General features: G+C 69.1%; 20 protein-coding genes. 8 read left to right on the top strand and 12 right to left on the bottom strand.

Translation table 11 applies throughout. The features are described from left to right. Positions 1-244: 244 nt before the first annotated feature. Together ACZ4WS_RS20620 and ACZ4WS_RS20615 are read left to right on the top strand one after the other, a co-directional pair. The gene (locus ACZ4WS_RS20620; protein WP_467982337.1) at positions 245-736 is read left to right on the top strand and encodes a DUF6082 family protein; all 492 of its coding nucleotides are present in this window, start codon (positions 245-247) and stop codon (positions 734-736) included. 277 nt (positions 737-1,013) lie between these two features. Then, positions 1,014-1,253, top strand: a complete 240-nt coding sequence (locus ACZ4WS_RS20615; protein ID WP_467982335.1) for a hypothetical protein — start codon at positions 1,014-1,016, stop codon at positions 1,251-1,253. Positions 1,254-1,478: 225 nt separating this feature from the next. Here ACZ4WS_RS20615 and ACZ4WS_RS20610 read toward each other — a convergent pair whose 3' ends face one another. Continuing rightward, positions 1,479-2,645, bottom strand: coding sequence for a citrate synthase (locus tag ACZ4WS_RS20610; RefSeq protein ID WP_467982333.1), 1,167 nt, complete (start codon positions 2,643-2,645; stop codon positions 1,479-1,481). Between the two features lie 97 nt (positions 2,646-2,742). Here ACZ4WS_RS20610 and ACZ4WS_RS20605 point away from each other — a divergent pair, with 97 nt between their 5' ends. From ACZ4WS_RS20605 to ACZ4WS_RS20590, 4 genes are all read left to right on the top strand, one after another. Next, positions 2,743-3,999, top strand: a complete 1,257-nt coding sequence (locus ACZ4WS_RS20605; RefSeq protein WP_467982331.1) for a citrate synthase — start codon at positions 2,743-2,745, stop codon at positions 3,997-3,999. Positions 4,000-4,130: 131 nt separating this feature from the next. Continuing rightward, on the top strand, positions 4,131-5,075 hold the full coding sequence (locus tag ACZ4WS_RS20600) for a sucrase ferredoxin (protein WP_467982329.1): 945 nt from the start codon (positions 4,131-4,133) through the stop codon (positions 5,073-5,075). 106 nt (positions 5,076-5,181) lie between these two features. Then, positions 5,182-6,912, top strand: coding sequence for an ATP-binding protein (locus ACZ4WS_RS20595; RefSeq protein ID WP_467982328.1), 1,731 nt, complete (start codon positions 5,182-5,184; stop codon positions 6,910-6,912). Beyond that, a complete protein-coding gene (locus ACZ4WS_RS20590) occupies positions 6,909-7,589 on the top strand; it encodes a response regulator (protein WP_467982326.1) in 681 nt (226 codons plus the stop codon). Before ACZ4WS_RS20595 ends, ACZ4WS_RS20590 begins: the two co-directional genes overlap by 4 nt. A gap of 68 nt (positions 7,590-7,657) precedes the next feature. On the opposite strand, the gene ACZ4WS_RS20585 is transcribed toward ACZ4WS_RS20590, so the two are convergent. The 3 genes from ACZ4WS_RS20585 to ACZ4WS_RS20575 form a co-directional block, all read right to left on the bottom strand. Continuing rightward, entirely contained in the window at positions 7,658-8,719 is a 1,062-nt protein-coding gene (locus tag ACZ4WS_RS20585; protein ID WP_467982324.1) for an ABC transporter substrate-binding protein, read from the bottom strand. An 81-nt stretch (positions 8,720-8,800) separates the two neighbouring features. Next, on the bottom strand, positions 8,801-9,676 hold the full coding sequence (locus ACZ4WS_RS20580; RefSeq protein WP_467982323.1) for an ABC transporter permease: 876 nt from the start codon (positions 9,674-9,676) through the stop codon (positions 8,801-8,803). Then, a complete protein-coding gene (locus ACZ4WS_RS20575; RefSeq protein WP_467982320.1) occupies positions 9,666-10,481 on the bottom strand; it encodes an ABC transporter ATP-binding protein in 816 nt (271 codons plus the stop codon). Before ACZ4WS_RS20575 ends, ACZ4WS_RS20580 begins: the two co-directional genes overlap by 11 nt. Before the next feature lie 162 nt (positions 10,482-10,643). Between ACZ4WS_RS20575 and ACZ4WS_RS20570 the strand changes: the two genes are divergently transcribed. Then, positions 10,644-11,336: a response regulator gene (locus tag ACZ4WS_RS20570; protein ID WP_467982318.1), complete on the top strand. Its 693-nt coding sequence runs from the start codon at positions 10,644-10,646 to the stop codon at positions 11,334-11,336. A gap of 4 nt (positions 11,337-11,340) precedes the next feature. Here the strand turns inward: ACZ4WS_RS20570 and ACZ4WS_RS20565 are convergent, their stop codons facing one another. The 6 genes from ACZ4WS_RS20565 to ACZ4WS_RS20540 form a co-directional block, all read right to left on the bottom strand. Continuing rightward, positions 11,341-12,933: a solute symporter family protein gene (locus tag ACZ4WS_RS20565; RefSeq protein ID WP_467982316.1), complete on the bottom strand. Its 1,593-nt coding sequence runs from the start codon at positions 12,931-12,933 to the stop codon at positions 11,341-11,343. Next, positions 12,930-13,418 carry a DUF485 domain-containing protein gene (locus ACZ4WS_RS20560; protein ID WP_467982314.1) on the bottom strand — a complete coding sequence of 163 codons (489 nt, stop codon included), beginning with the start codon at positions 13,416-13,418 and terminating at the stop codon, positions 12,930-12,932. The genes ACZ4WS_RS20565 and ACZ4WS_RS20560 overlap by 4 nt, the downstream gene beginning before the upstream one ends. A 105-nt stretch (positions 13,419-13,523) precedes the next feature. After that, positions 13,524-14,207: a response regulator transcription factor gene (locus ACZ4WS_RS20555; RefSeq protein ID WP_467982312.1), complete on the bottom strand. Its 684-nt coding sequence runs from the start codon at positions 14,205-14,207 to the stop codon at positions 13,524-13,526. Further along, positions 14,204-15,355 carry a sensor histidine kinase gene (locus ACZ4WS_RS20550; protein ID WP_467982310.1) on the bottom strand — a complete coding sequence of 384 codons (1,152 nt, stop codon included), beginning with the start codon at positions 15,353-15,355 and terminating at the stop codon, positions 14,204-14,206. Before ACZ4WS_RS20550 ends, ACZ4WS_RS20555 begins: the two co-directional genes overlap by 4 nt. Beyond that, positions 15,352-15,876 carry a DUF1453 domain-containing protein gene (locus tag ACZ4WS_RS20545; protein WP_467982308.1) on the bottom strand — a complete coding sequence of 175 codons (525 nt, stop codon included), beginning with the start codon at positions 15,874-15,876 and terminating at the stop codon, positions 15,352-15,354. The genes ACZ4WS_RS20550 and ACZ4WS_RS20545 overlap by 4 nt, the downstream gene beginning before the upstream one ends. Before the next feature lie 511 nt (positions 15,877-16,387). Next, a complete protein-coding gene (locus ACZ4WS_RS20540) occupies positions 16,388-18,511 on the bottom strand; it encodes a DNA gyrase/topoisomerase IV subunit B (RefSeq protein WP_467982306.1) in 2,124 nt (707 codons plus the stop codon). A gap of 442 nt (positions 18,512-18,953) precedes the next feature. Here ACZ4WS_RS20540 and ACZ4WS_RS20535 point away from each other — a divergent pair, with 442 nt between their 5' ends. Next, positions 18,954-19,184: a DUF7455 domain-containing protein gene (locus ACZ4WS_RS20535; RefSeq protein ID WP_121406526.1), complete on the top strand. Its 231-nt coding sequence runs from the start codon at positions 18,954-18,956 to the stop codon at positions 19,182-19,184. A gap of 109 nt (positions 19,185-19,293) precedes the next feature. On the opposite strand, the gene ACZ4WS_RS20530 is transcribed toward ACZ4WS_RS20535, so the two are convergent. Together ACZ4WS_RS20530 and ACZ4WS_RS20525 are read right to left on the bottom strand one after the other, a co-directional pair. Further along, entirely contained in the window at positions 19,294-20,112 is an 819-nt protein-coding gene (locus ACZ4WS_RS20530) for a S1 family serine peptidase (protein ID WP_467982303.1), read from the bottom strand. Between the two features lie 145 nt (positions 20,113-20,257). Beyond that, entirely contained in the window at positions 20,258-21,796 is a 1,539-nt protein-coding gene (locus ACZ4WS_RS20525; protein WP_467982301.1) for an RNA polymerase sigma factor, read from the bottom strand. Between the last annotated feature and the right edge of the window lie 318 nt (positions 21,797-22,114).

The following is a 22,114-nucleotide window of genomic DNA, read 5'->3' as shown; positions in this document are numbered from 1 at the left end:
ACATGGCGCCGGGATACGCGACCCGCACTTCCTTCCGTGCGCCTCCTCTCCGCCTCCCTGCCGATCAGAGCCGCTCGGCAAAACTGGGAGACGGCAAGCGCGCCGCCCACCGCTCGCCGGTCCGCTCCCTGTCGCCCCGCACCCGACGACCGGCGGACGGTCGCCCGATTCGGGGGTTGACATGGTCACACAGAACCGTGGGATGTGGAGGTTGGGTTCTGCCGCCGCGGCGGGGGTTGGCCTGGTGGCGGGAGCCATCGCCGCCCTGGCCGCACAGCAGCACACGCTTGAAGCGCTGCGCGCGCGAGTCGAGGACCTGGAACAAGCCGCGCAGACCCAGCGCCAGGCCAACCTCGCCCACCAACAGCGGTTGCACTGGGAGATGTTGAGCAAGGCCATGGACGATCCCGAACTGGCCGAGGTGCTGGACGCCTACGATGAGGCCGTCTCCATCAAGAAGCAGCGCCAGTTCCTCTTCGCCAACGCCGTGTACACCAACGCCCTCTGCTACTACCGCATCGGCAACATCACTCGCGAGGAGTTCTTCGGCTTCGCTAGGGGCATGCTCCAGAACTCCGTTTTCAGGGAGTACTGGTACGCGACCCGCCCCCATCGAGCGACCCTCGACGACTCCGAAGAGGCCGAACTCGGGCGCATGGTTGACGACCTGCTGCGCCAACTGGACGAAGCGGACATCGACGAGTGGTGGGTGGTGGGGGAGCCACCGAGCGAATAACACCAACCGACTGCTTGGACTCCGGCGCTCAGCACTGCCACTCCACGCCCCCTCTCGAGCGGATCACACCGGCGGGCCATAACAAACCAGTAAATTTGCGCGTTGGCCCAGATGTCAGGAGTTTGACTGCTGCGCGATCGCGCAAAGGGTCGATCCCCACCGAAACGCCGCTCCACGCCGCCCGGTTGTCGAGGCCGCAGCCCCACAGGGCCGCATCGCACCGCGCAGCAACAGCGCGCAAGCATGCCAGCCTCGAGATCAAAGGGGACTCAGAACAGTGAGCCACATCATCCGCCGGATCGGCACTCCTCCGAGCGCCCGGGGAAGCGCCTCTGGGCAGAACTGCCCGGATATCTTCGAGTTGTCCGACGGAAACTTCGCCGTTATCGGCACAGACGCGACCGAGAGCCTGCAGGGCGAACTCCCCACCGACGCCTCCCGTGCCGACTACGAGCGCATCGTCGTGATCAGCCGCGAAACGCTCGTACGCGCGAAAAGCGACATCCCCGATGTCTGAGATAGTCGCCCTTCTCGGCGCACTTGGCGGCGCCCTGGGAGGCATCGCCGCACTGGTCACTGCGGTTCGCACGTGGCGTGACCCGCACCGCAATGACCCCCGGCCCCCCAGGAGTGAGGAGTAGGCCGCGAAAGGCCCGGCATCGACAGGATGCCGGGCCTTTCGCATCGCGGCCCGTCACCGGGCGTCAGGCGGCCGTCGGGACCGCCTGCGGGGCGCCGGGCGTCAGGCGACCGTCGGCACCGCCTGGGGGGCTGCGGGGCCGACGTACCGCGCCGCCGGCCGAATGATCTTCGGGTCCTCCGCCTGTTCCAGGATGTTGGCGCTCCAGCCGACGACACGGGCGGCGGCGAAGGTGGGCGTGAACATCTCGCGGGGCAGGCCGCACAGTTCCATGACCACACCGGCGTAGAACTCGACGTTGGTGTGGAGTTCGCGGCCGGGCTTGAGCTCGGCGAGGATCGCCTCGACATGGCGTTCGACCTCGACGGCGAAGTCGACCAACGGGCCGCCGAACTGTTCCGCGATGCCGCGGAGCATCCGCGAACGGGGGTCTTCCGTGCGGTAGACGGGGTGGCCGAAGCCCATGATGCGATCGCCCGCGAGGACGCGTTCGCGGATCCACGGGTCGATGCGGTCGGGGGTACCGATCGCGTCGAGGGTGTCCAGGGCACGGCTGGGGGCGCCGCCGTGGAGGGGACCCGAGAGGGCACCGACCGCACCCACGAGACACGCCGCCACGTCCGCTCCCGTCGACGTGATCACCCGCGCGGTGAATGTTGATGCATTGAATCCGTGGTCAATGGTTGAGATGAGGTATTGCTCGACCGCCCTCGCGCGGGCCGGATCCGGCTCCGAACCCGTCAACATGTACAGGTAGTTGGCGGCATACCCGAGGTCGTCACGCGGTTCCACCGGCTCCAGTCCCTGCCCGAGCCGGTACAGCGCGGTGAGCAGCGTCGGTACGGCCGCGGAGGCCGCGAGGGTGTCCGCGCGCCGCCGGTCGGCGTCGATGTCGTACACCGGCCGGAACCCCAACGACGCGCCGAGCAGCGACAACGCGGTACGCAGTCCGGCGAGCGGCCCCGACAGTCTCGTCGCAGCGGTGATCGCGGGCAGTGCGGCCCGTACGTCGTCCGGCAGCCGACGATGCCCCGCGGTCTGCGCGGTGAAAGCGGCGCGCTGTGCCGCGTCCGGCAGCTCCCCGTGAACCAGCAGATGCCAGACATCCTCGAAGCCGCGGGTCTGCGCGAGTTCGACGGCCGAGTACTGGCGGTAGTGGTAGAAGCCCTCCAGCCCCCTGACGTCACCCAGTTCGGTGTCGGTGACGACGACGCCCGCGAGTCCTCGCGGTACGTCGACAGAGGTGGACGCGGCTCGGTTGATCGGCATGTTTCCTCCCTGGACTTGATTGGACTGTCCATGATTGATTAATTATCTGTCAATATTGATTGAATCAACATGTCGATGCACAGATACGGTGACGCCCATGAGGGATCGAGAAGCGGCAGCGCCCGAGCACGAAGGCCGACGGCTCAGCACCAAGGAGACCGCCGACCTGCTCGGCGTGAAGCCCGAGACCGTGTACGCGTATGTGAGCCGCGGTCAGCTCAGCAGCCGGCGCGAACCCGGGGGGCGCGGGAGCACCTTCGACGCCAAGGAAGTGGAGGCGCTCGCGCGGCGCAACAGGCGGGATACCAGCGGGAGTTCGAGCACCAGCGGCGAGCTGTCCGTCCGTACCCGCATCACCCTGATCGACAAGGACCGGTACTACTTCCGCGGCGTCGACGCGACCGAACTGGCCGCGCGGTACTCCTACGAAGAGATCGCCGAGTGGCTGTGGACCGGAAAGCTGCGCCCCGGCGTCACGTTCACCGCCCCCGGGGCGTCCGTCGCCGCCGCCCGCCGTGCCGTCGACGCGCTGCCCGAGCACAGCGGTCCCACGGACCGGCTGCGCGTCGCCGCGATCGCCGCGGCGGCCGCCGACCCACTGCGCTTCGACCTGTCCGAGAACGCGGTCCTCGGCACCGCACGCACCCTCATCCCCACCCTCGTCGCCGCCCTTCCGCCCCTGCGCCACGACCATCGCGACGAGGGCCCGCTGGCCCACCGCCTGTGGGCGCGGCTCACCGGCCGTACGTCCGACGAGGCATCACTGCGTGCGCTGGACACGGCACTTGGGCTGCTCGTCGACCACGATCTGGCCGCCTCGACGCTCGCGGTCCGGGTCGCCGCGTCGGCCAGGGCACACGCGTACGCCGCCGTGTCGGCGGGCCTCGGCGTGCTCGAAGGCCCCCTGCACGGCGCGGCCAGCGGCCTCGCGCACCGGCTCCTCCTCGACGTCCTGGACCGGGGCACCGCCGCTCCCGTGGTCGCGGACGAGCTGCGCGCCGGGCGTCGTGTCCCGGGACTCGGCCACCGGCTCTACCCCGGCGAGGACCCACGCGCGCGTGCCCTGTTCACCCTTCTGGAGGAGATCCCCGGCGCGGCGCCCGCCCTGGCGGCCGCCCACGACGTCGTGACCACCACCGCCCGCCACACGCCCCTGCACGCCAATGTCGATCTGGCCCTCGCCGTCCTCACGGTCGCCTCCGGCATGCCCGCCACCGCGGGCGAGACGGTCTTCGCCGTCGCCCGGACAGCGGGCTGGATCGCCCACACCTTGGAGGAGTACGAGGAGCGCCCGTTGCGCATGCGCCCGAGCGGCCTGTACGTGGGCGAGCGACCGCCGCAGCCGCTCCCCTAGGGGCGCGCCGTGCTCAGCCGCTCCCCGGCTGAGCGCTCCCGCGCCCTGCCCTGCGCCCATCGCGCCCCAAGTACGCCCCCTCTCGCGCGGCTGGAAGTCACCCTGGCGGAAGTCAGGTTAGGCTCACCTCTGTGAGTACGTGCACGACCGCGTCGCGGCACCTCGACGAGCCCCTCGCGGGGACTGCGGCCACCGCGAGGACATGGCTGCTGCTCGAGCAGCCGGGACCCTGGGGTGCGAAGGCGCTCACTTCGAGCCACCTGGACCCCGCGCTCGGCCGTGCCCTGGAAGCGGCCGCGAAGGACACCGGCGTACGGATCGCGCTCATCCGCCGCCCCGGACGGCACGCCGACTGCGGAACGCCCACCGAACGCCAGGTGTACGCGGCCCACACCGTTCCGGGAAACGTATGGCTGCACAGCGCCACGACGTCCGACCCCGAGCGGTTGCTCAACCTCGACTTCACCGCGCTTGGCATGGGTGATCCCCACACCTTCGACGCGGTTGTCCAGGGTCGGCCCCACACAGCCGACCCGCTCGCCCTCGTCTGCACCAACGGCAAGCGCGACCGCTGCTGCGCCTTGCTCGGCCGCCCCCTCGCGGCCGAGCTCGCCGCCTCGGGGGTGGCGGGTGCCTGGGAGGTCACGCATCTCGGCGGCCACCGCTTCTCGCCCACGCTCCTCGTCCTGCCGTTCGGGTATGCGTACGGACGGGCCGAGGCCCATGCCGTCAAGGAGGTCCTCCAGGGCGTCCGCGAGGGGCGTGTGGTCACCGAGGGCTGCCGGGGGAGCTCCGCCTGGGAGCGGCCCGGACAGGCGGCCGAGCTGGCGGTGCGCACGGCCACCGGGGAGCACGCCGCCGATGTCCTGACCGTGGTCCGCACGGACGGCGCCGCCCCGCGCTGGGAAGTGACCGTCGCCCACACCGACGGGCGCCTGTGGCGCGTCATCGTCGCGCAGGGTGCCTCGCTGCCGCCCCGCCCGGAGAGCTGCGGATCGGCGCTGGGGTCGCCGGCCCGGATGGACGTGGTGGCCGTACGGGCACTGCCCCCGGCGGCGCTGCCCGTGCCCTGCTGATCCCAGCGCCGACGCCTGCGCCTGCGCAGGCCCAGCACACGGTGATCAAGAGATCCACGCCACACTCCCTTCGGCGAGGCCGGTCCGCCCCCGTACCGTCGTAGGCATGAGCCCCACTCCCCCCGCACGACGACTGCGCCTCGGTCTGCCGCGGCGGGTGTTCTCGCAGGTACTGCTGATGCAGGTGGCGATCGCCGCGGGGGTCGCCGTGCTCGCGACCGGGCTGTTCCTCGCGCCGCTCAGCGCACAGCTGGACGACCAGGCCATGCGCCGCGCACTCGCGATCGCGCAGACCACGGCGGTCCAGCCGCAGATCGCCGAGGACCTCCAGACGACACGGCCCTCCGTCGACGGGCCCGTGCAGGCCGAGGCGGAACGGATCCGGAAGGCCAGCCAGGCCGAGTACGTCGTGGTGATGAACATGGACGGCGTGCGCTGGTCGCACACCGACCCCAAGCAGATCGGCGGGTTCGTCTCGACCAGCCCCAAGCAGGCCCTGGCCGGCAAGGACGTCATGGAGATCGACACCGGCACCCTGGGCCGCTCGGCCCGCGGCAAGGTGCCCCTGCGCGACGCCGACGGCGACATCATCGGCGCGGTCTCGGTCGGCATCAAGTACAACAGCGTTCGCGCCCAGCTGATCGATGCCATACCGGGACTCTTCGCGTACGCGGGCGCGGCCATGTCCGTGGGCGCGCTCGTCGCGTACTTCATCTCCCGGCGCGTCCAGCGACAGACCCGTGACCTGGCCTTCTCCGACATCTCGGCGCTGCTCGCGGAGCGCGAGGCGATGCTGCACGGCATCCGGGAGGGCGTCGTCGCCCTGGACCGCGGCGGCCGCGTACGCCTCCTCAACGACGAGGCGCAGCGCCTGCTCGGGCTCGACGCGGAGGCCATCGGGCAGCCGCTGGACGACGCGCTCGGGCCTGGACGGACGACCGATGTGCTGGCCGGACGGGTCACCGGCACCGATCTGCTCACCGTCCGCGGCCAGCGCGTCCTGGTCGCCAACCGGATGCCCACCGACGACGGCGGCGCCGTCGCCACGCTGCGCGACCGCACCGAACTGGAGCAGCTCGGCCGCGAACTCGACTCCACGCGCGGACTGATCGACGCCCTGCGCGCCCAGGACCACGAGCACGCCAACCGCATGCACACGCTCCTGGGGCTGCTCGAACTGGAGATGTTCGACGACGCGGTGGAGTTCGTCGGCGAGGTGGTCGGTGACCACAGGGTCACCGCGGAGCAGGTCACCGAAAAGGTGCATGATCCGCTGCTCGCCGCCCTGCTGGTCGGCAAGGCCACCGTCGCGGCGGAGCGCGGAGTCGCGCTGTGGATCTCGGACGGGACTCTGTTGCCGGACCGGCTGATCGACCCCAGGGGGCTGGTCACGGTCGTCGGAAACCTGGTCGACAACGCGCTCGACGCCGTCGCGGGCACGCCCCACGCGCGCGTGGAGGTCGAATTGCGCGCAGAGGGGCGTACCGCCGTACTGCGGGTACGGGACACCGGTCCCGGCGTCCCGGAGGAGCGGCGGGAGCTGATCTTCACGGACGGGTGGTCCACCAAGAAGCCTCCTGCGCACGGCAAGCGCGGGATCGGCCTCTCCTTGGTCCGCCGACTCGCCGAGCGGCAGGGCGGCAGCGCGCGGGTGGCCGAGGCGGATGGCGGGGGCGCGGAGTTCACGGTCGTCCTGCCGGAGGCGCTGACGGAACCGCGGCTCGCGCCGGAGGACGAGGGCCCTGGGGCGCCGGAACCGGTCTTCGTGCCCGAACCGGCCCCCACCCCGGAGACCGCCACCCCCATCGCCACGGACGCCAAGGAGGAGTCGCGATGATCGAGGTCCTGGTCGTGGACGACGACACCCGGGTCGCGCGGGTCAACGCCGCCTACGTGGAGAAGGTGCCCGGCTTCCATGTCGCGGGCGAGGCGCACAGCGCGGCCGAGGCGCTGCGCCTGATGGAGGCGCTGCCCCATCTCGACCTGGTCCTCATGGACCACTACCTGCCGGACGAGACGGGCCTCGCGGTCGTCCAGGAGATGCGGCGGCGCGGCCATCAGACCGACGTGATCATGGTGACCGCGGCTCGCGACATCTCGACCGTCCAGGCGGCGATGCGGCAGGGCGCTCTGCAGTACCTGGTCAAGCCGTTCGCCTTCGCGGGCCTGCGCGCCAAGCTGGAGGCGTACGCGGATCTGCGCCGCACCCTCGACGGCGGCGGCGAGGCGGAACAGGCCGAGGTGGACCGGATCTTCGGTGCGCTGTCGGCGAGCGGGGAGCCGGATCTGCCGAAGGGCCACTCGCCCCCGACCGCGGAGCTGGTACGCCGCGCCCTGGTGAACGCAGAGGGCCCCCTGTCGGCCCAGGAGATCGCGGAGGCGACCGGCCTGAGCCGGCAGACCGCCCAGCGCTATCTGAAGCTTCTGGAGCGCACGGGGAGGGCCCGGCTGACCCTGAAATACGGCGACGCGGGCCGCCCGGAGCATCGCTACGTCTGGGCGACCCGCGCCTGAGGGCACGGCCAAGGAGGTGTCAACCTCGTACGGCTGTCAGGGGAGTACAGCCGTACGAGGTTGACGGCTCAGCCGGCAGCCTTCTCCACGAACTCCGTGGTGTACGTCTTGCTCAGATCCACCTTGGCGTTCTTGATGTTGGGGTTGAACGCCTTGAGGACCTTCTCGACGGTCTCGGGGCCGTCCTGGGGCATCACACCGTCCTTGGTGAACATCGGCAGCGTGCTCTTGATCGCCTCGGCGTAGAGCGTCTTGCTGCCCTGGGAGTAGTCGGCGGGCATCTTGGCGGCGATCTCGGACGCGCTGTGCGTGGACATCCACTTGAGGGTCTTCACGAAGGCGTTGGCCAGCTTCTGGACCGTCTCCTTGTGGCCGTTGACCCAGTCCGTCTGCATGTAGAGGCTGGACGAGGGGTACGGCCCGCCGAGCGCCTCCTGCGACCCCTGCGGCGTACGCATATCGATGAGCACCTTGCCGAGCTTCTTCTCCAGGACATTGGCGACGGTCGGGTCCGTCGTCATGCCGCCGTCGATGGCCCCCTTCTGGAGGGCGGAAATGAACGTCGGCCCGGCTCCGACGGCAACCGGTGTGAACTCGCTGACCTTCACGCCGTTCTTGACCGCGAGGTACTTCGTGAGGAAGTCGGTCGAGGAGCCGAGTCCGGTGATGCCGAGCTTCTTGCCCTTGAAGTCCTTGGGCGACGTGATGTCGCCCGCCCGCTTGTTGGAGACGATCTCCACCTCGCCGGGCGCCTGCGAGAACTGCACGACCGACTCCACGGACTTGCCCTTGGTCTGCAGATCGAGGGTGTGGTCGTAGAAACCGACGGCTCCTTGCACCTGTCCGGAGACAAGGGCGGTCTCGGCCTGGACACCGGCCGGCTCGCTCAGGAGTTGGACATCCAAACCCTCGTCCGTGAAGTAGCCGAGCCGCTGCGTGAGCATCGCGGGCAGGTAGATGACCTTGTCCAGACCACCGACCATGATCTTGACGTGTTCACCCTTGCCACCGCCGCCGTTGCTGCCGGAGTCGGCCGTGGAGCTGGCCGCGTCATTGGCGCAGGCGGTGAGCGAGGTGAGGGCGAGCAGACCGGCGGCTGCCAGGGCGGAGTATCTGGCGGTCTTGCGCATGGTGGTTCACGTCCTTGTGAGAGAAGAGAGTTGGCGCGTACGTCGGAGTCAGCGGTCGGAGTCCGGTGGCTTACGGCAGGGTCAGCGGTCGGAGTCCGACGGCTTCCACCGGAAGATGCGGCGCTCGGCGAAGGTCAGCAGCCCCTCGGCCAGCAGGGCGACGACCGCGAGGATGACCATCGCGGCGTACACACCGGCCGCGTTGAAGGTGCCCTGCGACTGCGCGACGAGCAGGCCGATGCCCTTGGTGGCGCCGATGTACTCACCGACGATGGCGCCGATCAGCGCAAAGCCGAAGCTGACGTGGAGGCTGGTGAAGATCCACGAGGTCGCGGACGGGACGACGACCTGAAGCGTCACCCGGCGGTCGCTCGCGCCGAGGATGCGGGCGTTGGCCACCAGGTTGCGGTCGACCTCCCGGGCGCCCTGGAAGGCGTTGAAGAAGACAGGGAAGAAGACAAGAACCACAGCCGACGCAACCTTGGACGCCGGTCCAAGCCCGAACCAGATCACGAAGATGGGCGCAAGGACAATCCGCGGTATGGAGTTGAGCACCTTGATGTATGGACCAAAGACATCGGCGAGGAAGGCGATCCGCCCCAGCGCGATGCCGAAGACCACACCGGCGACCACACCGATGACCCAGCCGAGCAGCGCTTCGTGGAGCGTGTACCAGACCTGCTCCCCCAAGGACCCGAGCGCGGTCCCGTGCATCACCCACGTGTAGATCTGGTCCCAGATCTTCGACGGCATCGAGAAGTTGAACGGGTCGATGACCTTGGCCCGCGCAAGCACCTCCCACAGGCCGAGCACGGCGACCAGAAGCAGTGCGCGTGCGGCGGCGACGATGGCCTTGCGTCTGCGTGCGGCACGGGCGCGGGAATGTGCACGCCCCTTGTTGCCGGGCTCGGTCATCGTCAGGGCGACAACGGCCTCGGGCATGATGTCAGGCGACATTCGCCGCACCCCTCTCGCGGGTGATGCGGACCTCTTCGCCGAGCGATTCCCAGATCTCGCGGTAGATCTCGATGAACCGCGGCTCCAGGCGCACCGATTCGACCTTGCGCGGCCGCGGCAGATCGATGTCGAAGACCTGCTTCACCGTGGCGGGTCCCGCGGTCATCACGACGACCTTGTCGGCGAGCGCGATGGACTCCTCCAGGTCGTGGGTGACGAAGACGACCGAGGCGCCCGTGCCTTCCCACAGTTCGAGCAGTTCGTCCGACATCAGCGCCCTGGTCTGCACGTCGAGCGCCGAGAAGGGCTCGTCCATCAGCAGGATCTCGGGGTCGTTGACGAAGGTCGCGGCGAGGGCCACCCGCTTGCGCTGGCCACCGGAGAGCTGGTGCGGATAGCGGTCCTCGAAGGCCGAGAGCCCGACCCGGGCGAGCCATTCACGGGCCCGCCGCTTCGCCTCCGCCTTGGGTACGCCACGGAAGCGCGGGCCCGCCATGACGTTCGACAGGACCGTACGCCAGGGGAAGGTGGCGTCCTGCTGGAAGACGAAGCCGACCTTGTCGCCGACGCCGGCGACCGGCTCGCCAACGACCAGGACCTCGCCCTCGGTGGGCTCTTCGAGGCCACTCACCAGGGTCAGTGTCGTGGACTTCCCGCAGCCGGTCGGTCCGACGACGGCCACGAACTCGCCCCGGCCGACGGTCAGGTCCAGCTCCCTGACCGCCGTGTGCAGACCCCCTGACGGAGTCTTGAAGATCTTGCTCGCGCCCCGCAGCTCGATGGCGGGGCTGGTGTCTGCGCTCATGACCCGGGACCGTAGATGTGGCGTGGGCCACAGCATCAGTCTTCTGGGCGCTAGGCCTATTTCTGCTTGCAAGAGTCTGTTGTGCTCTTTTTGCTCGCGCTACAACAGCGGAGCCGAAACACGGGCTTAACGCTCGCCAAGGCCTTGAGGGAAAGAGGCCCGATGATTGACGTCCTGGTCGTGGACGACGACTTCCGCGTCGCCGAGATCAACGCCAAGTACGTGGGAAAGGTTCCCGGCTTCCGGGTGGCCGCCCGCGCGCACAGCGCTGCCCAGGCCCTGGCCGCCGTCGAACGCGCACCCATCGATCTGGTGCTGCTCGACCACTATCTGCCCGATCAGACGGGCCTCGAACTGGTCCACCGAATGCGGGAACGCGGCCATGGCACCGACGTCATCATGATCACCGCGGCCAGTGACGTGACGACCGTCCAGGCCGCCATGCGTCTGGGCGCCCTGCACTACCTGGTCAAGCCGTTCACCTTCACCGCGCTGCGCACCCGCCTCGACTCGTACGCCGCCCTGCGCCGCACGGTCGACCGGGTGGGCGGCCGCGGTGTGGCGGGCCAGGAGCAGGTCGACCGGATATTCGGCGCCCTGCGCACCGCGCCCGCGCCCTCGTCGCCGGGGCTGCCCAGCGGCCACTCGGAGCCGACCACGGACCTCATCTGCGACGTACTGCACCGCGCGAAACACCCTCTGTCGGCCCACGAGGTGGCCGCCGAGACCGGCCTCAGCCGATCCACCGCCCAGCGCTATCTGCGCCACCTGGAGCAGGCCGGACGCCTGCGGCTCTCGCTCAAGTACGGGGACACGGGGCGACCGGAGCACCGGTACGCGTGGGTGGCGCCCTGAGGGATCAGACCGCTCCGGCGCCGGTGAGCGACCGCACCTCGGTCTCCGCGTGCTTGGCCTCGTCCGGCGGCTCCGCCGAGGTGACCGTGCCCAGCCAGCCCGCGAGGAAGCCCAAGGGGATCGAGACGAGGCCCGGGTTCTGCAGCGGGAAGTACTGGAAGTCCACGCTCGGGAACAGCGATTCGGGACTCCCCGACACCACCGGCGACAGCAGCACGAGCACCAGCGAGGGTACGAGGCCGCCGTATACAGCCCACACCGCGCCGCGCGTCGTGAAGCCCCGCCAGAACAGCGAGTACAGCAGTACCGGCAGGTTCGCGGACGCGGCGACCGCGAAGGCGAGGCCGACCAGAAAGGCCACGTTCATGTCGCGGGCGAGCAGCCCGAGCGCGATCGCGATCACGCCGATTCCGACCGCCGCGGCGCGCGCCACGGCGACCTCGCTGTGCGGCTTCGCGTGCCGGCGGCGCAGGGACGCGTACAGGTCGTGGGCCACGGATGCCGAGGACGCGAGGGTGATGCCGGCGACGACCGCGAGGATCGTGGCGAAGGCGATGGCGGCGACGACCGCGAAGAGAACCGTTCCTCCCCTTGAATTCGCGCCGCCGCCCAGATCGAGCGCCAGGAGCGGAACCGCCGTGTTCCCGGCCGCGTTCGACCCCCGCACCGCCTCCGGACCGACGATCGCGGCCGCCCCGAAGCCCAGCACGATCGTCATCAGGTAGAAGCCCCCGATGAGCCCGACCGCCCACACCACCGAACGGCGCGCGGCCCGCGCGGTCGGCACGGTGTAGAAGCGGGACAGGATGTGCGGCAGCCCGCCCGTGCCGAGCACCAGCGCCAGCCCCAGGCTGATGAAGTCGAAGCGCGCGGTCCAGCCCCCGCCGTACTTCAGCCCGGGCGCGAGGAACGCGTCACCGTGTCCGCTGCGCTCCGCCGCCGAACGCAGCAGCTGGTTGAAGTCCCCATGGAACCGCACCAGGACAAGCACGGTCAGGGCAATGGTTCCACCCAGCAACAGCACCGCCTTGACGATCTGAATCCACGTGGTGGCCCGCATCCCTCCCAGCGACACATAGATCACCATGAGCGCGCCGACGCCGACGACGGTCCACGCTTGCGCCGCTTCGCTCGTACCGCCGAGGAGCAGCGCGACCAGGCTGCCCGCACCCACCATCTGCGCCACCAGATACAGAACGGACACGGTCACCGAGGACGTTCCCGCCGCGATCCGCACCGGCCGCTCGCTCATCCGGGCCGCGACGACGTCGGCGAGCGTGAACCGCCCCACGTTGCGCACCAGTTCGGCGACCAAAAACAGGACGACCAGCCACGCGACGAGAAACCCCACGACGTACAGCAGCCCGTCGTAGCCGAACAACGAGATAAGTCCCGTAACACCCAGGAAGGACGCCGCCGACATGTAGTCGCCCGAGATGGCAAAACCATTCTCCATCGGCGAGAACAGCCGCCCACCGGCATAGAACTCCTCCGCCGAACCATGCCGGTTGCGACTCACCCACGTCGTGATCGCCAGCGTCACCGCCACGAACACACTGAACAGCAGCAGTGCCAGCGTCTGATGATTGCCGGTCACCGCTCACCACCTGCGACGTTCCGCGTCAGCTCCTGGGTGTCCCAGCGCAGATCGAGCGCGGCCCGGTCTCTGCGCAACCGCGCATGGCGCGCGTACGCCCAGGTGAACAGGAAGGTGGTGAGGAACTGTCCCAGCCCCGCGAGCATCGCCACATTCACGGCACCGGCGACGGGCGTGGCCATGAACCCGGGCGCCGTCGTAGCGGTCACCACATAGCCCACGTACCAAGTGAAGAAGACGACAACACCCGGGACCACGAACCTCCGGTACCGGCCGCGCACCTCCTGGAAGGCCGCGCTGCGCTGCACCTCCAGATAGACATCGGCCGCCCCGCCCACCCGCCCTTCCTGCTCCGTGCGCGCCGATGGAAGGGCGGGGGCGGGCTCACCCGTGCCGTCCAACTCACCCCAGCCGGAGGCAAGCGCGTCGTACCAGGGGTCGTCGAACCGGACCTTCCCGGTGTCGCGGCCGTCGTGCTTCTTCACCGAACTCTCCTTGCCCGCGGTCCGATTTCGGCCGCATGCCCAAGGATGGGCAGATCGGGAAGATCCCGGACTCTTCTCTCCGCGCTCTTCACCCCATCAGGTGACTCAGTTCACCGGTGGCCGTACGAGACCCTTCCCATAGGCGTAACGGACCGCCTGGGCACGGTCCTTGAGTCCCGTCTTGGCGAAGAGGTTGTTGATGTGGGTCTTCACCGTGGCGGTGGAGACATGCAGCTTGCGGGCGATCTCCTGATTGCTGAGGCCTTCGGCAATCAGCAGGAGCACCTCCGTCTCGCGCGTGGTGAGCCCGTCCGGCGCCTCCGCCGGCGCGACCGGCTCCGATTCGGGCTCCGACAGCCGCTCCAGCAGACGCCGTTGGACGCTCGGCGAGAGTCCCGCATCCCCGGACAGCACACTCTCCACCGCCCGTACGATCTCGTCGCCCCCCGCGTCCTTGGTGAGATAGCCCCGGGCCCCCGCTCTGAGCGCGGGAAACAGCGACTCGTCATCCGCGTAGGTGGTGAGCACGACGACCTGCGTCCCCGGGTACTCGGCGCGGATCCGCCGGGTCGCCTCGACACCGTCGCAACGGGGCATGCGCAGGTCCATCAGCACGACGTCCGGGGCGAGTTCGGCGACGAGCGCCACGGCCTCGTGCCCGTCCCCGGCCGCGCCCACGACCTCGATCCCGGGCAGCAGCCCCAGCAGCATCACAATGCCCTCGCGCACCACGGTCTGGTCGTCCGCCACCACGACCCGCGCCGGCTTCCTCACCACCTCTTCCGTCATACGGGCACCTTCAGCGTCACCACGAACCCCTCCTCGTCCGGCCCAGCCTCCAGTGAGCCGCCCAACAGCTCGGCACGCTCCCGCATGCCCAGCAGACCGTACCCGCCCCCAGAGCCGCTGAGCTCGCCCGGAGGCCCGCCCGAGTCCCGTACGTCCAGCGTCACTTCGTGCTCGCCGTAGTCCAGCCGCACATGGACCTTGGCGCCCGGAGCGTGCTTGCGGACGTTCGTCAGAGCCTCCTGCGCGACTCTGCGCACCGCCTGCGAGGCCTCGGCGGGCAGCGGCTGCCGTTCACCCGTCACGGTGACGTCGACTCCCTCGGCCGCGGCGACGAGTTCACCGAGGAAGTCCTCCACCGGAGACATCTCACCCCGCAGCGCGGAGAGTGCCTGCCGGGTCTCGGCGAGCCCCTCGCGGGCCATTCCCCGTGCCGCCACGACCCGTTCGAGGATCGTCTCCCGGTCCGCGCCCCGCTCGATGAACAGCCGGGCCGCCTCCAGGTGCACGAGCTGCGCCGAGAGGCTGTGCGCCAGCACGTCGTGAATCTCCCGCGCGATCCTGGCCCGCTCCGCGAACGCCGCCGACTTCGCCTCGGCCGCACGCGCCGCACGCTCCTGGACAAGCAGTCGCTGTGCACTCCCACGAGCCTCGGCGTCCAGGCGCAGTACATATCCCGCCAGGACCAGCCCCGCTGTCGTGGCCGCGGTGGTCAGCCAGACATCGTTGTTGACCGCCGCGTACGCGCTCAGAGCCACGCAGGTGGCGGGCGCTGCTGCCGCGAGAGGCAGCCGCTCGATGGCGCTGACGGCGCACCCGCACCACAGCACGAGCGCCGGTACCCGGAAGCCCGCCCCCTGACCCACCGTGGCAAGCGCCAGCAGCAGCGCCAGCAACCCCAAAGACGGCAGCAGACGGTGCTCGAGCGTGGTCCTCCAGAAGCCCCACGCGATCAGTCCGCACAGGGCAATTCCCAGAACACCCGCCGCGGTAGCCCAGCCGTTCAGGTCGCGGTTCGTGATGGTCGTCCCCACGAGGGTGCCGAGGGCGACGAGACGCGAGGTCCAGGCAAGCACGCGCCGGGCCCGGGGCACGCCCGCCCGGGTGAGTGCCTCGCGGGAGGGCCAGTGCTTCCACGAGTTCGCCGTCACACACGCTCCTTCCACGAGGGCTGCGGCACGCCGTTACCGTACGCCGCACCCTGTCCCTCAGCCGGGTGCAGGGACTGGGACCGCCAGGCGAGGAGCCCGGAGCGGACCAGCAGGGTGGCCGCGAGGGCGAGCAGCAGTGCGGAAGAGTCCTGGTGCACACCGAGCAGGGCGCCGATGCCGAACAGGCCCACGCGCAGGCCGATGCCGACGATCCAGACCGCCGCACTGGCCTTGGTGCTCTTGCTCCACACCGAGCCGTCCGGCTCCGTCCATATCCGCGTGGTCCACGCCCAGCCGGCCCCGGTGGCCAGGCCTATGAGCAGTTCGGTACCGAGCAGGACGATCGCCTCGGTCCGATGGTGGGGGTCGATCACTCCGGGCTCTCGCAGAGCTATGAAGACGAGGACCGCCGGCACGATCCACCAGCGCCCGTCCGCATTGATCCTGCGCGTGCGGAACTGGCGCGCGATCACCAGAACCACCAGGGCGCAGATCACCAAAGCATTGACGAGCCCGGACATCACGGCCTCCGTGAGTGAGGAAGAGCGGGTACCGGCAGCGAGAGCTGTCGACGCCTTCGACGCTACGGAAAATGGCTGGTCAGCAGATCGGAGCCAGGGTGGATCCCGGGTGGATCCCTGACCGGCCCCGGTCTCCACCCGGGGGTGGAGACCCACTGCGAGCCCGCTGGCCGGGTGGGTTTTCGCCCCCCTCCGCCCCTACCCTCCCCCATCGTCCCTGGGGGCTGCCGCCCCCAGACCCCCGCTATCGGCCTGACGGCCTCGTCCTCAAACGCCGGACGGGCTAAAGATCGCCGCCCGGCGCTGAACGATCCAGCCGCGTGGCTCTGCACCCGCACCCGCCCACCGACGGAGGGGCCGTGCCGGTACATCAAATGCCCGTCGCGCACGTGGTCACCACCAAGCCCGGCCCATACAGCCGACCAGAGCGCCCGACGGCGACGGGCGGAGTACCCGGCACGGCCCCGGCCCACCCAGCGGCAGGCGGCCCGCCACGCCCAGTCCGCAACGCCTACGCGTCGATACGCGACCGATCCAACGTCGCCGCCGAGCTGGAGATGAACTCCTTACGCGGAGCCACATCATTACCCATCAGTAGATCGAACACCTGCTCGGACGCCTCCAGATCGGAGATGTTGATCCGACGCAGAGTCCGATGCCGCGGATCCATCGTGGTCTCGGCCAGCTGGTCGGCATCCATCTCGCCGAGACCCTTGTAACGCTGGATCGAGTCCTTGTACCGCACGTTCTTGCGCTGCAGCTCCAGCAACGTCTCCCGCAGCTCACGGTCCGAGTACGTGTAGATGTACTTGTCCTGCCCCTTCTTGGGCTGGCTGAGCTCGATGCGGTGCAGCGGCGGCACCGCGGCGAACACCCGCCCCGCCTCGACCATCGGCCGCATGTACCGCTGGAACAGCGTCAGCAGCAGAATCCGGATGTGCGCGCCGTCGACATCGGCGTCGACGAGAAGAATGATCTTCCCGTAGCGCGCCGCGTCGATGTCGAAGGTCCGGCCGGACCCGGCTCCTATGACCTGGATGATCGCGCCGCACTCGGCGTTCTTCAGCATGTCCGTCACGGACGCCTTCTGAACGTTGAGGATCTTGCCGCGGATCGGCAGCAGTGCCTGGAACTCGGAGTTCCGGGCGAGCTTGGCCGTGCCGAGCGCGGAGTCGCCCTCGACGATGAACAGCTCGCTGCGCTCCACGTCGTCGCTGCGGCAGTCGGCGAGCTTGGCGGGCAGCGAGGAGGACTCCAGGGCCGTCTTCCGACGCTGCGCGTCCTTGTGCTGGCGGGCCGCGATGCGCGTACGGGCGGCGGCGACGGCCTTCTCCATGACGACCCGGGCCTGCGCGGCCGCGTCCCGCTTCGTGGAGGTCAGGAACGCCTTGAGCTCCTTGGTGACCACGTTCGTCACGATGCGGCGGGCCGCCGAGGTGCCGAGGACCTCCTTGGTCTGGCCCTCGAACTGCGGCTCGGCGAGACGCACGGTGACGACGGCGGTCAGGCCTTCAAGGGCGTCGTCCTTGACGATGTCGTCCTCGGCGACGCGGAGCAGCTTCTTGGCCCGCAGTACCTCGTTCATCGTCTTCGCGACGGCCTGCTCGAAGCCCGCGACATGGGTGCCGCCCTTGGGGGTGGCGATGATGTTCACGAACGACTTCAGGGTCGTGTCGTATCCCGTACCCCAGCGCATTGCGACATCGACGCCGAGCTCACGGGTGACCTCGGTCGGCGTCATCTGCCCGTGGTCGTCGAGGACCGGGACCGTCTCCTTGAAGGTGCCCTGCCCGGAGAAGCGCAGGACGTCACAGACCGGCTTGTCGGTGGCCAGGTACTCGCAGAACTCGCTGATGCCGCCGTCGAAGCGGAAGGACTCCTCGCCCTTGCTGCCGCCCTCGCCGAGCCCGTACTCGTCGCGGACGACGATGGTGAGGCCGGGAACCAGGAACGCGGTCTGGCGAGCGCGCTGGTGCAGGTTCTCCAGGGAGAGCTTGGCGTCCTTGAGGAAGATCTGGCGGTCGGCCCAGTAACGCACGCGCGTGCCGGTGCGAGTCTTCGGGATCCTCTTGAGCTTGCGCAGCCCGCCCGTCGCGTCGAAGGCGGCGTCGGGACCGTCCGCCTTGAACGCTCCCGGGGTGCCGCGCCGGAAGCTCACCGCGTGGGTGTGGCCGCTGCGGTCCACTTCGACGTCCAGGCGGGCGGAGAGCGCGTTCACCACGGAGGCGCCCACGCCGTGCAGACCGCCGGAGGCCGCGTACGAGCCGCCGCCGAACTTGCCGCCGGCGTGCAGCTTGGTCATGACGACCTCGACGCCGGAGAGGCCGGTCTTGGGCTCGACATCGACGGGGATGCCGCGGCCGTTGTCCCGCACCTCCACCGAGGCGTCGTCGTGCAGGATCACCTCGATGTGGTCGCAGTAGCCCCCGAGGGCCTCATCGACGGAGTTGTCGATGATCTCCCAGAGGCAGTGCATCAGACCGCGGCTGTCGGTCGACCCGATGTACATGCCCGGGCGCTTGCGCACAGCCTCGAGCCCCTCGAGGACAAGCAGATGCCGCGCGGTGTAGTTGGAACCGTCCCGGTCTGCTCCGGTCAGCAGCGCTGTGGACGGCACGGACGTTTCGGCGGTCACGCGGTTCGCTCCTCGCTGAATTTCAGGTGGGACCCTTTTGGGTAAGGGCCCGGCTTCGGTCGCCGCTCAGAGGGTACCGAGGCCTGGTAGAGCCGTTGTAACGCCACCCTCGCTTGAACTCAGACTAGTCCAGAGTCGTATGGGTGTTCGATCCCTCGATGGAGTGAAGTACATATCACGTTCCCTTCCAGGCATGAACCATTTAGGCTCCGGGCACGTCCTCATGAACAACCGGCAACCCAGCCGGGAGGACCGACACCCGACAGACAGCGCGAACCCGTACAGACACAAAGACACGCAATACGGCTCATTCGCCGCCAACCGGCAGCAGACAGCTGGCCCGGAAAGAAATTTTCGAGGAAAAGCCGCGAGCGGGAACGTTTTCGGCCTGGTTGGATGTTGACCCTGGTACGACAGCTCGTCGAGCTAGAGAAGAGGCGACGTGACTACTGTTCTGACCCCCGCGAGCCCGCTGACGGCCGCTGACCGCTGCGACCGTTGCGGCGCCCAGGCATATCTGCGCGTCGTCCTCCTGAGCGGCGGAGAACTGCTCTTCTGCGCCCACCACGGTCGCAAGTTCGAGCCGGAACTCAAGAAGATCGCCGCTGAGATACAGGACGAGACGGAGCGACTGACGTCCGTTCCGGAAAGCGTCAACGACGAAGAACGCTGACACTTCGCATCAACGACGAGCGAGTGCCGGCATCAGGCCGGTGAGCGGGCGGCCACTCCCTGGGCACAGGGAGTGGCCGCCCGTACTCGTACCGCAGCGCTCGTCGCGCTCAGCGGCTCTTTCCGAGCGCCCTGACAGCGTCTGAGGCCCGCGTGTAGACGCCTGGGCTCCCTGCGCGCCCACAGCCGCTTCCCCACGACACGAGGCCGATGAGCCGCCCCTGGGCCACCAGCGGCCCGCCACTGTCCCCCTGGCAGGCGTCCCGCCCGCCCGTGCGCTCGCCGGCGCACAGCATGGACGCCGCCTGGTACGCGCCGTCCGCGCTGCCCGGATAGGCCTCCTCGCAGGCCGCGTCCTGGAGCACATTCACGCGTGCGGCCCGCAGACTGCGCGCATAGTCGCCACCGCCCGTCGTATCCCCCCAGCCGTAGACCACGGCGGCCGTACCCGGCTCGTACGCGGGATCCCCGGAGGACGCCATATGGATGACCGAGCTCTCAGGGAGCGGCGAGGCGAGCGTGAGCACGCCGAAGTCCCCGGCGTTCGTATAGCTGTCGTACTGGGGGTTCACCCAGGTGTCGCGCACCGGGATCTCCGTGCCGTCGTTCGACAGCAGGTCCCCCCGGTCCGCGATGACCTTCAGGTCACGGACCTGGTGCGGCGGCGTGCCCAGTACGTCCGAGCCAAGGCAGTGGGCCGCCGTCAGGACCATCGACCGGGCGATCACCACTCCCCCGCAGAACTGTCCTGCGCGCGTACCCCCGAACCGGTCACGGCTGGACAGCGCCACCATCCATGGACTCGCGGAGATCTCGACCGGATAGCCGCCGATGACGATGCTGTCGGCCGCCGCTGGGGCGGGGGACGCGAGAGGTATCAAGGCCGCGGCGGCCACGAGGGCCAGCGCTGAGGCAAAGGGACGGCGCATGTGCGCTCCTCACTCTGGGATGGTCATGGAAAACCCACAGTGATCCAGCGCGCGATACGCCGCACTCCACGGACACGCCGAGCAGACGCACTGAGGGCCCGGCTCCCTCGCGGGAGCCGGGCCCTCAGTGACGTACGGCCGAGGCCTAGTCGAGGTAGTCGCGCAGCACCTGGGAGCGCGACGGGTGACGCAGCTTCGACATCGTCTTGGACTCGATCTGGCGGATCCGCTCACGCGTCACGCCGTACACCTTGCCGATCTCGTCGAGGGTCTTCGGCTGACCGTCGGTGAGACCGAAGCGCATCGAGACGACGCCCGCCTCGCGCTCGGACAGGGTGTCGAGCACGGAGTGCAGCTGCTCCTGGAGGAGCGTGAAGCTGACCGCGTCGGCCGGGACGACGGCCTCGGAGTCCTCGATGAGGTCACCGAACTCGCTGTCGCCGTCCTCGCCCAGCGGGGTGTGCAGCGAGATGGGCTCGCGGCCGTACTTCTGGACCTCGATGACCTTCTCCGGGGTCATGTCGAGCTCCTTGGCCAGCTCCTCCGGGGTGGGCTCACGGCCCAGGTCCTGGAGCATCTGACGCTGCACGCGTGCGAGCTTGTTGATGACCTCGACCATGTGCACCGGGATACGGATGGTGCGGGCCTGGTCGGCCATCGCTCGGGTGATCGCCTGACGGATCCACCAGGTGGCGTACGTGGAGAACTTGTAGCCCTTGGTGTAGTCGAACTTTTCCACCGCGCGGATCAGACCGAGGTTGCCCTCCTGGATGAGGTCCAGGAAGAGCATGCCGCGGCCGGTGTAGCGCTTGGCCAGGGAAACCACCAGACGGAGGTTGGCCTCCAGGAGGTGGTTCTTGGCGCGGCGCCCGTCTTCGGCGATGATCTCCAGCTCGCGCTTGAGCTTGGGGGCGAGCTTGTCGGCGTTGGCCAGCTTGTCCTCGGCGAACAGACCGGCCTCGATGCGCTTGGCGAGCTCCACCTCCTGCTCGGCGTTGAGCAGCGGGACCTTACCGATCTGCTTGAGGTAGTCCTTGACCGGGTCCGCAGTGGCACCGGCCACGGCGACCTGCTGGGCAGGCGCGTCGTCCTCATCGTCGTCGGAGAGGACGAAGCCCTTGTTCTCGGCCCCTTCCTCCTCCTCTTCGCCAGGCTTGCCGGCGCCCGAGACCTCCTCGGCCGCCTCGTCGTCGATGAGCTCGGCGTCGTCCTTCTTGGAGGTGGTCTTCTTGGCCGCCGTCTTCTTGGCGACCGTCTTCTTGGCGACGGCCTTCTTGGCAGTCGTCTTCTTGGCAGCGACCTTGGCGGACGCGTCCTCAGCCGGATCGTCGGCGGCGGGCACTGCCGGGGCGGCGGTGGCGGTGGCCTTCTTGGCGGTCACCGTCTTCGCCGCGACCGTCTTGGTGGCGGTGCGCTTGGCCGGACTCTTCGCTGCGACGCTCTTTCGGGTGCGCTTGGGCTCCGCGGCACTGACCATCAGCGTCACACCCTCTTCCTCGAGGATCTGGTTGAGGCTGCGCAGTACGTTCTTCCACTGAGTGGCCGGAATCTGGTCAGCTTCGAAGGCCCGACGCACGTCATCGCCGGCGATCTGCCCCTCAGCCTTTCCCCGCTCAATGAGCGCCATGACAGAGACGGACTCGGCGATCTCCGGCGGGAGCGTACGGGATGTGCTGGCCGACACGAACAACCTCTCGGAACGTTGGAAAACGGCTTCCGGCCCCGTCCACTGTGGACAGGAGCCGACGACCGCCGACTTGGGGATGGGCCGACGGCGCGGGCGGGGCCGGGAAGATGCACAGCGCCGCAAACGGCGTCTGTATTCCCTCCTCGGCTGTCACCTCTTAGGTCATCGCGCTGTTCCGAGGAGCGTTACGCCCAATCTGCGTGGCCCGAGTCACACCCCGTAAGCGCTCAAAAGCGGCCAGATACGGTCAAAAGTGGTCAGTCGGTGGCTCGCCGCCCGATCGCGCCGCCCGATCGACCCGCCGGGACCCCGCCG

Source organism: Streptomyces sp. NPDC029292 (assembly GCF_055569295.1).
The sequence above is the reverse complement of the archived record's forward strand: the minus strand, read 5'-3'. Positions and strand labels throughout refer to the sequence as shown.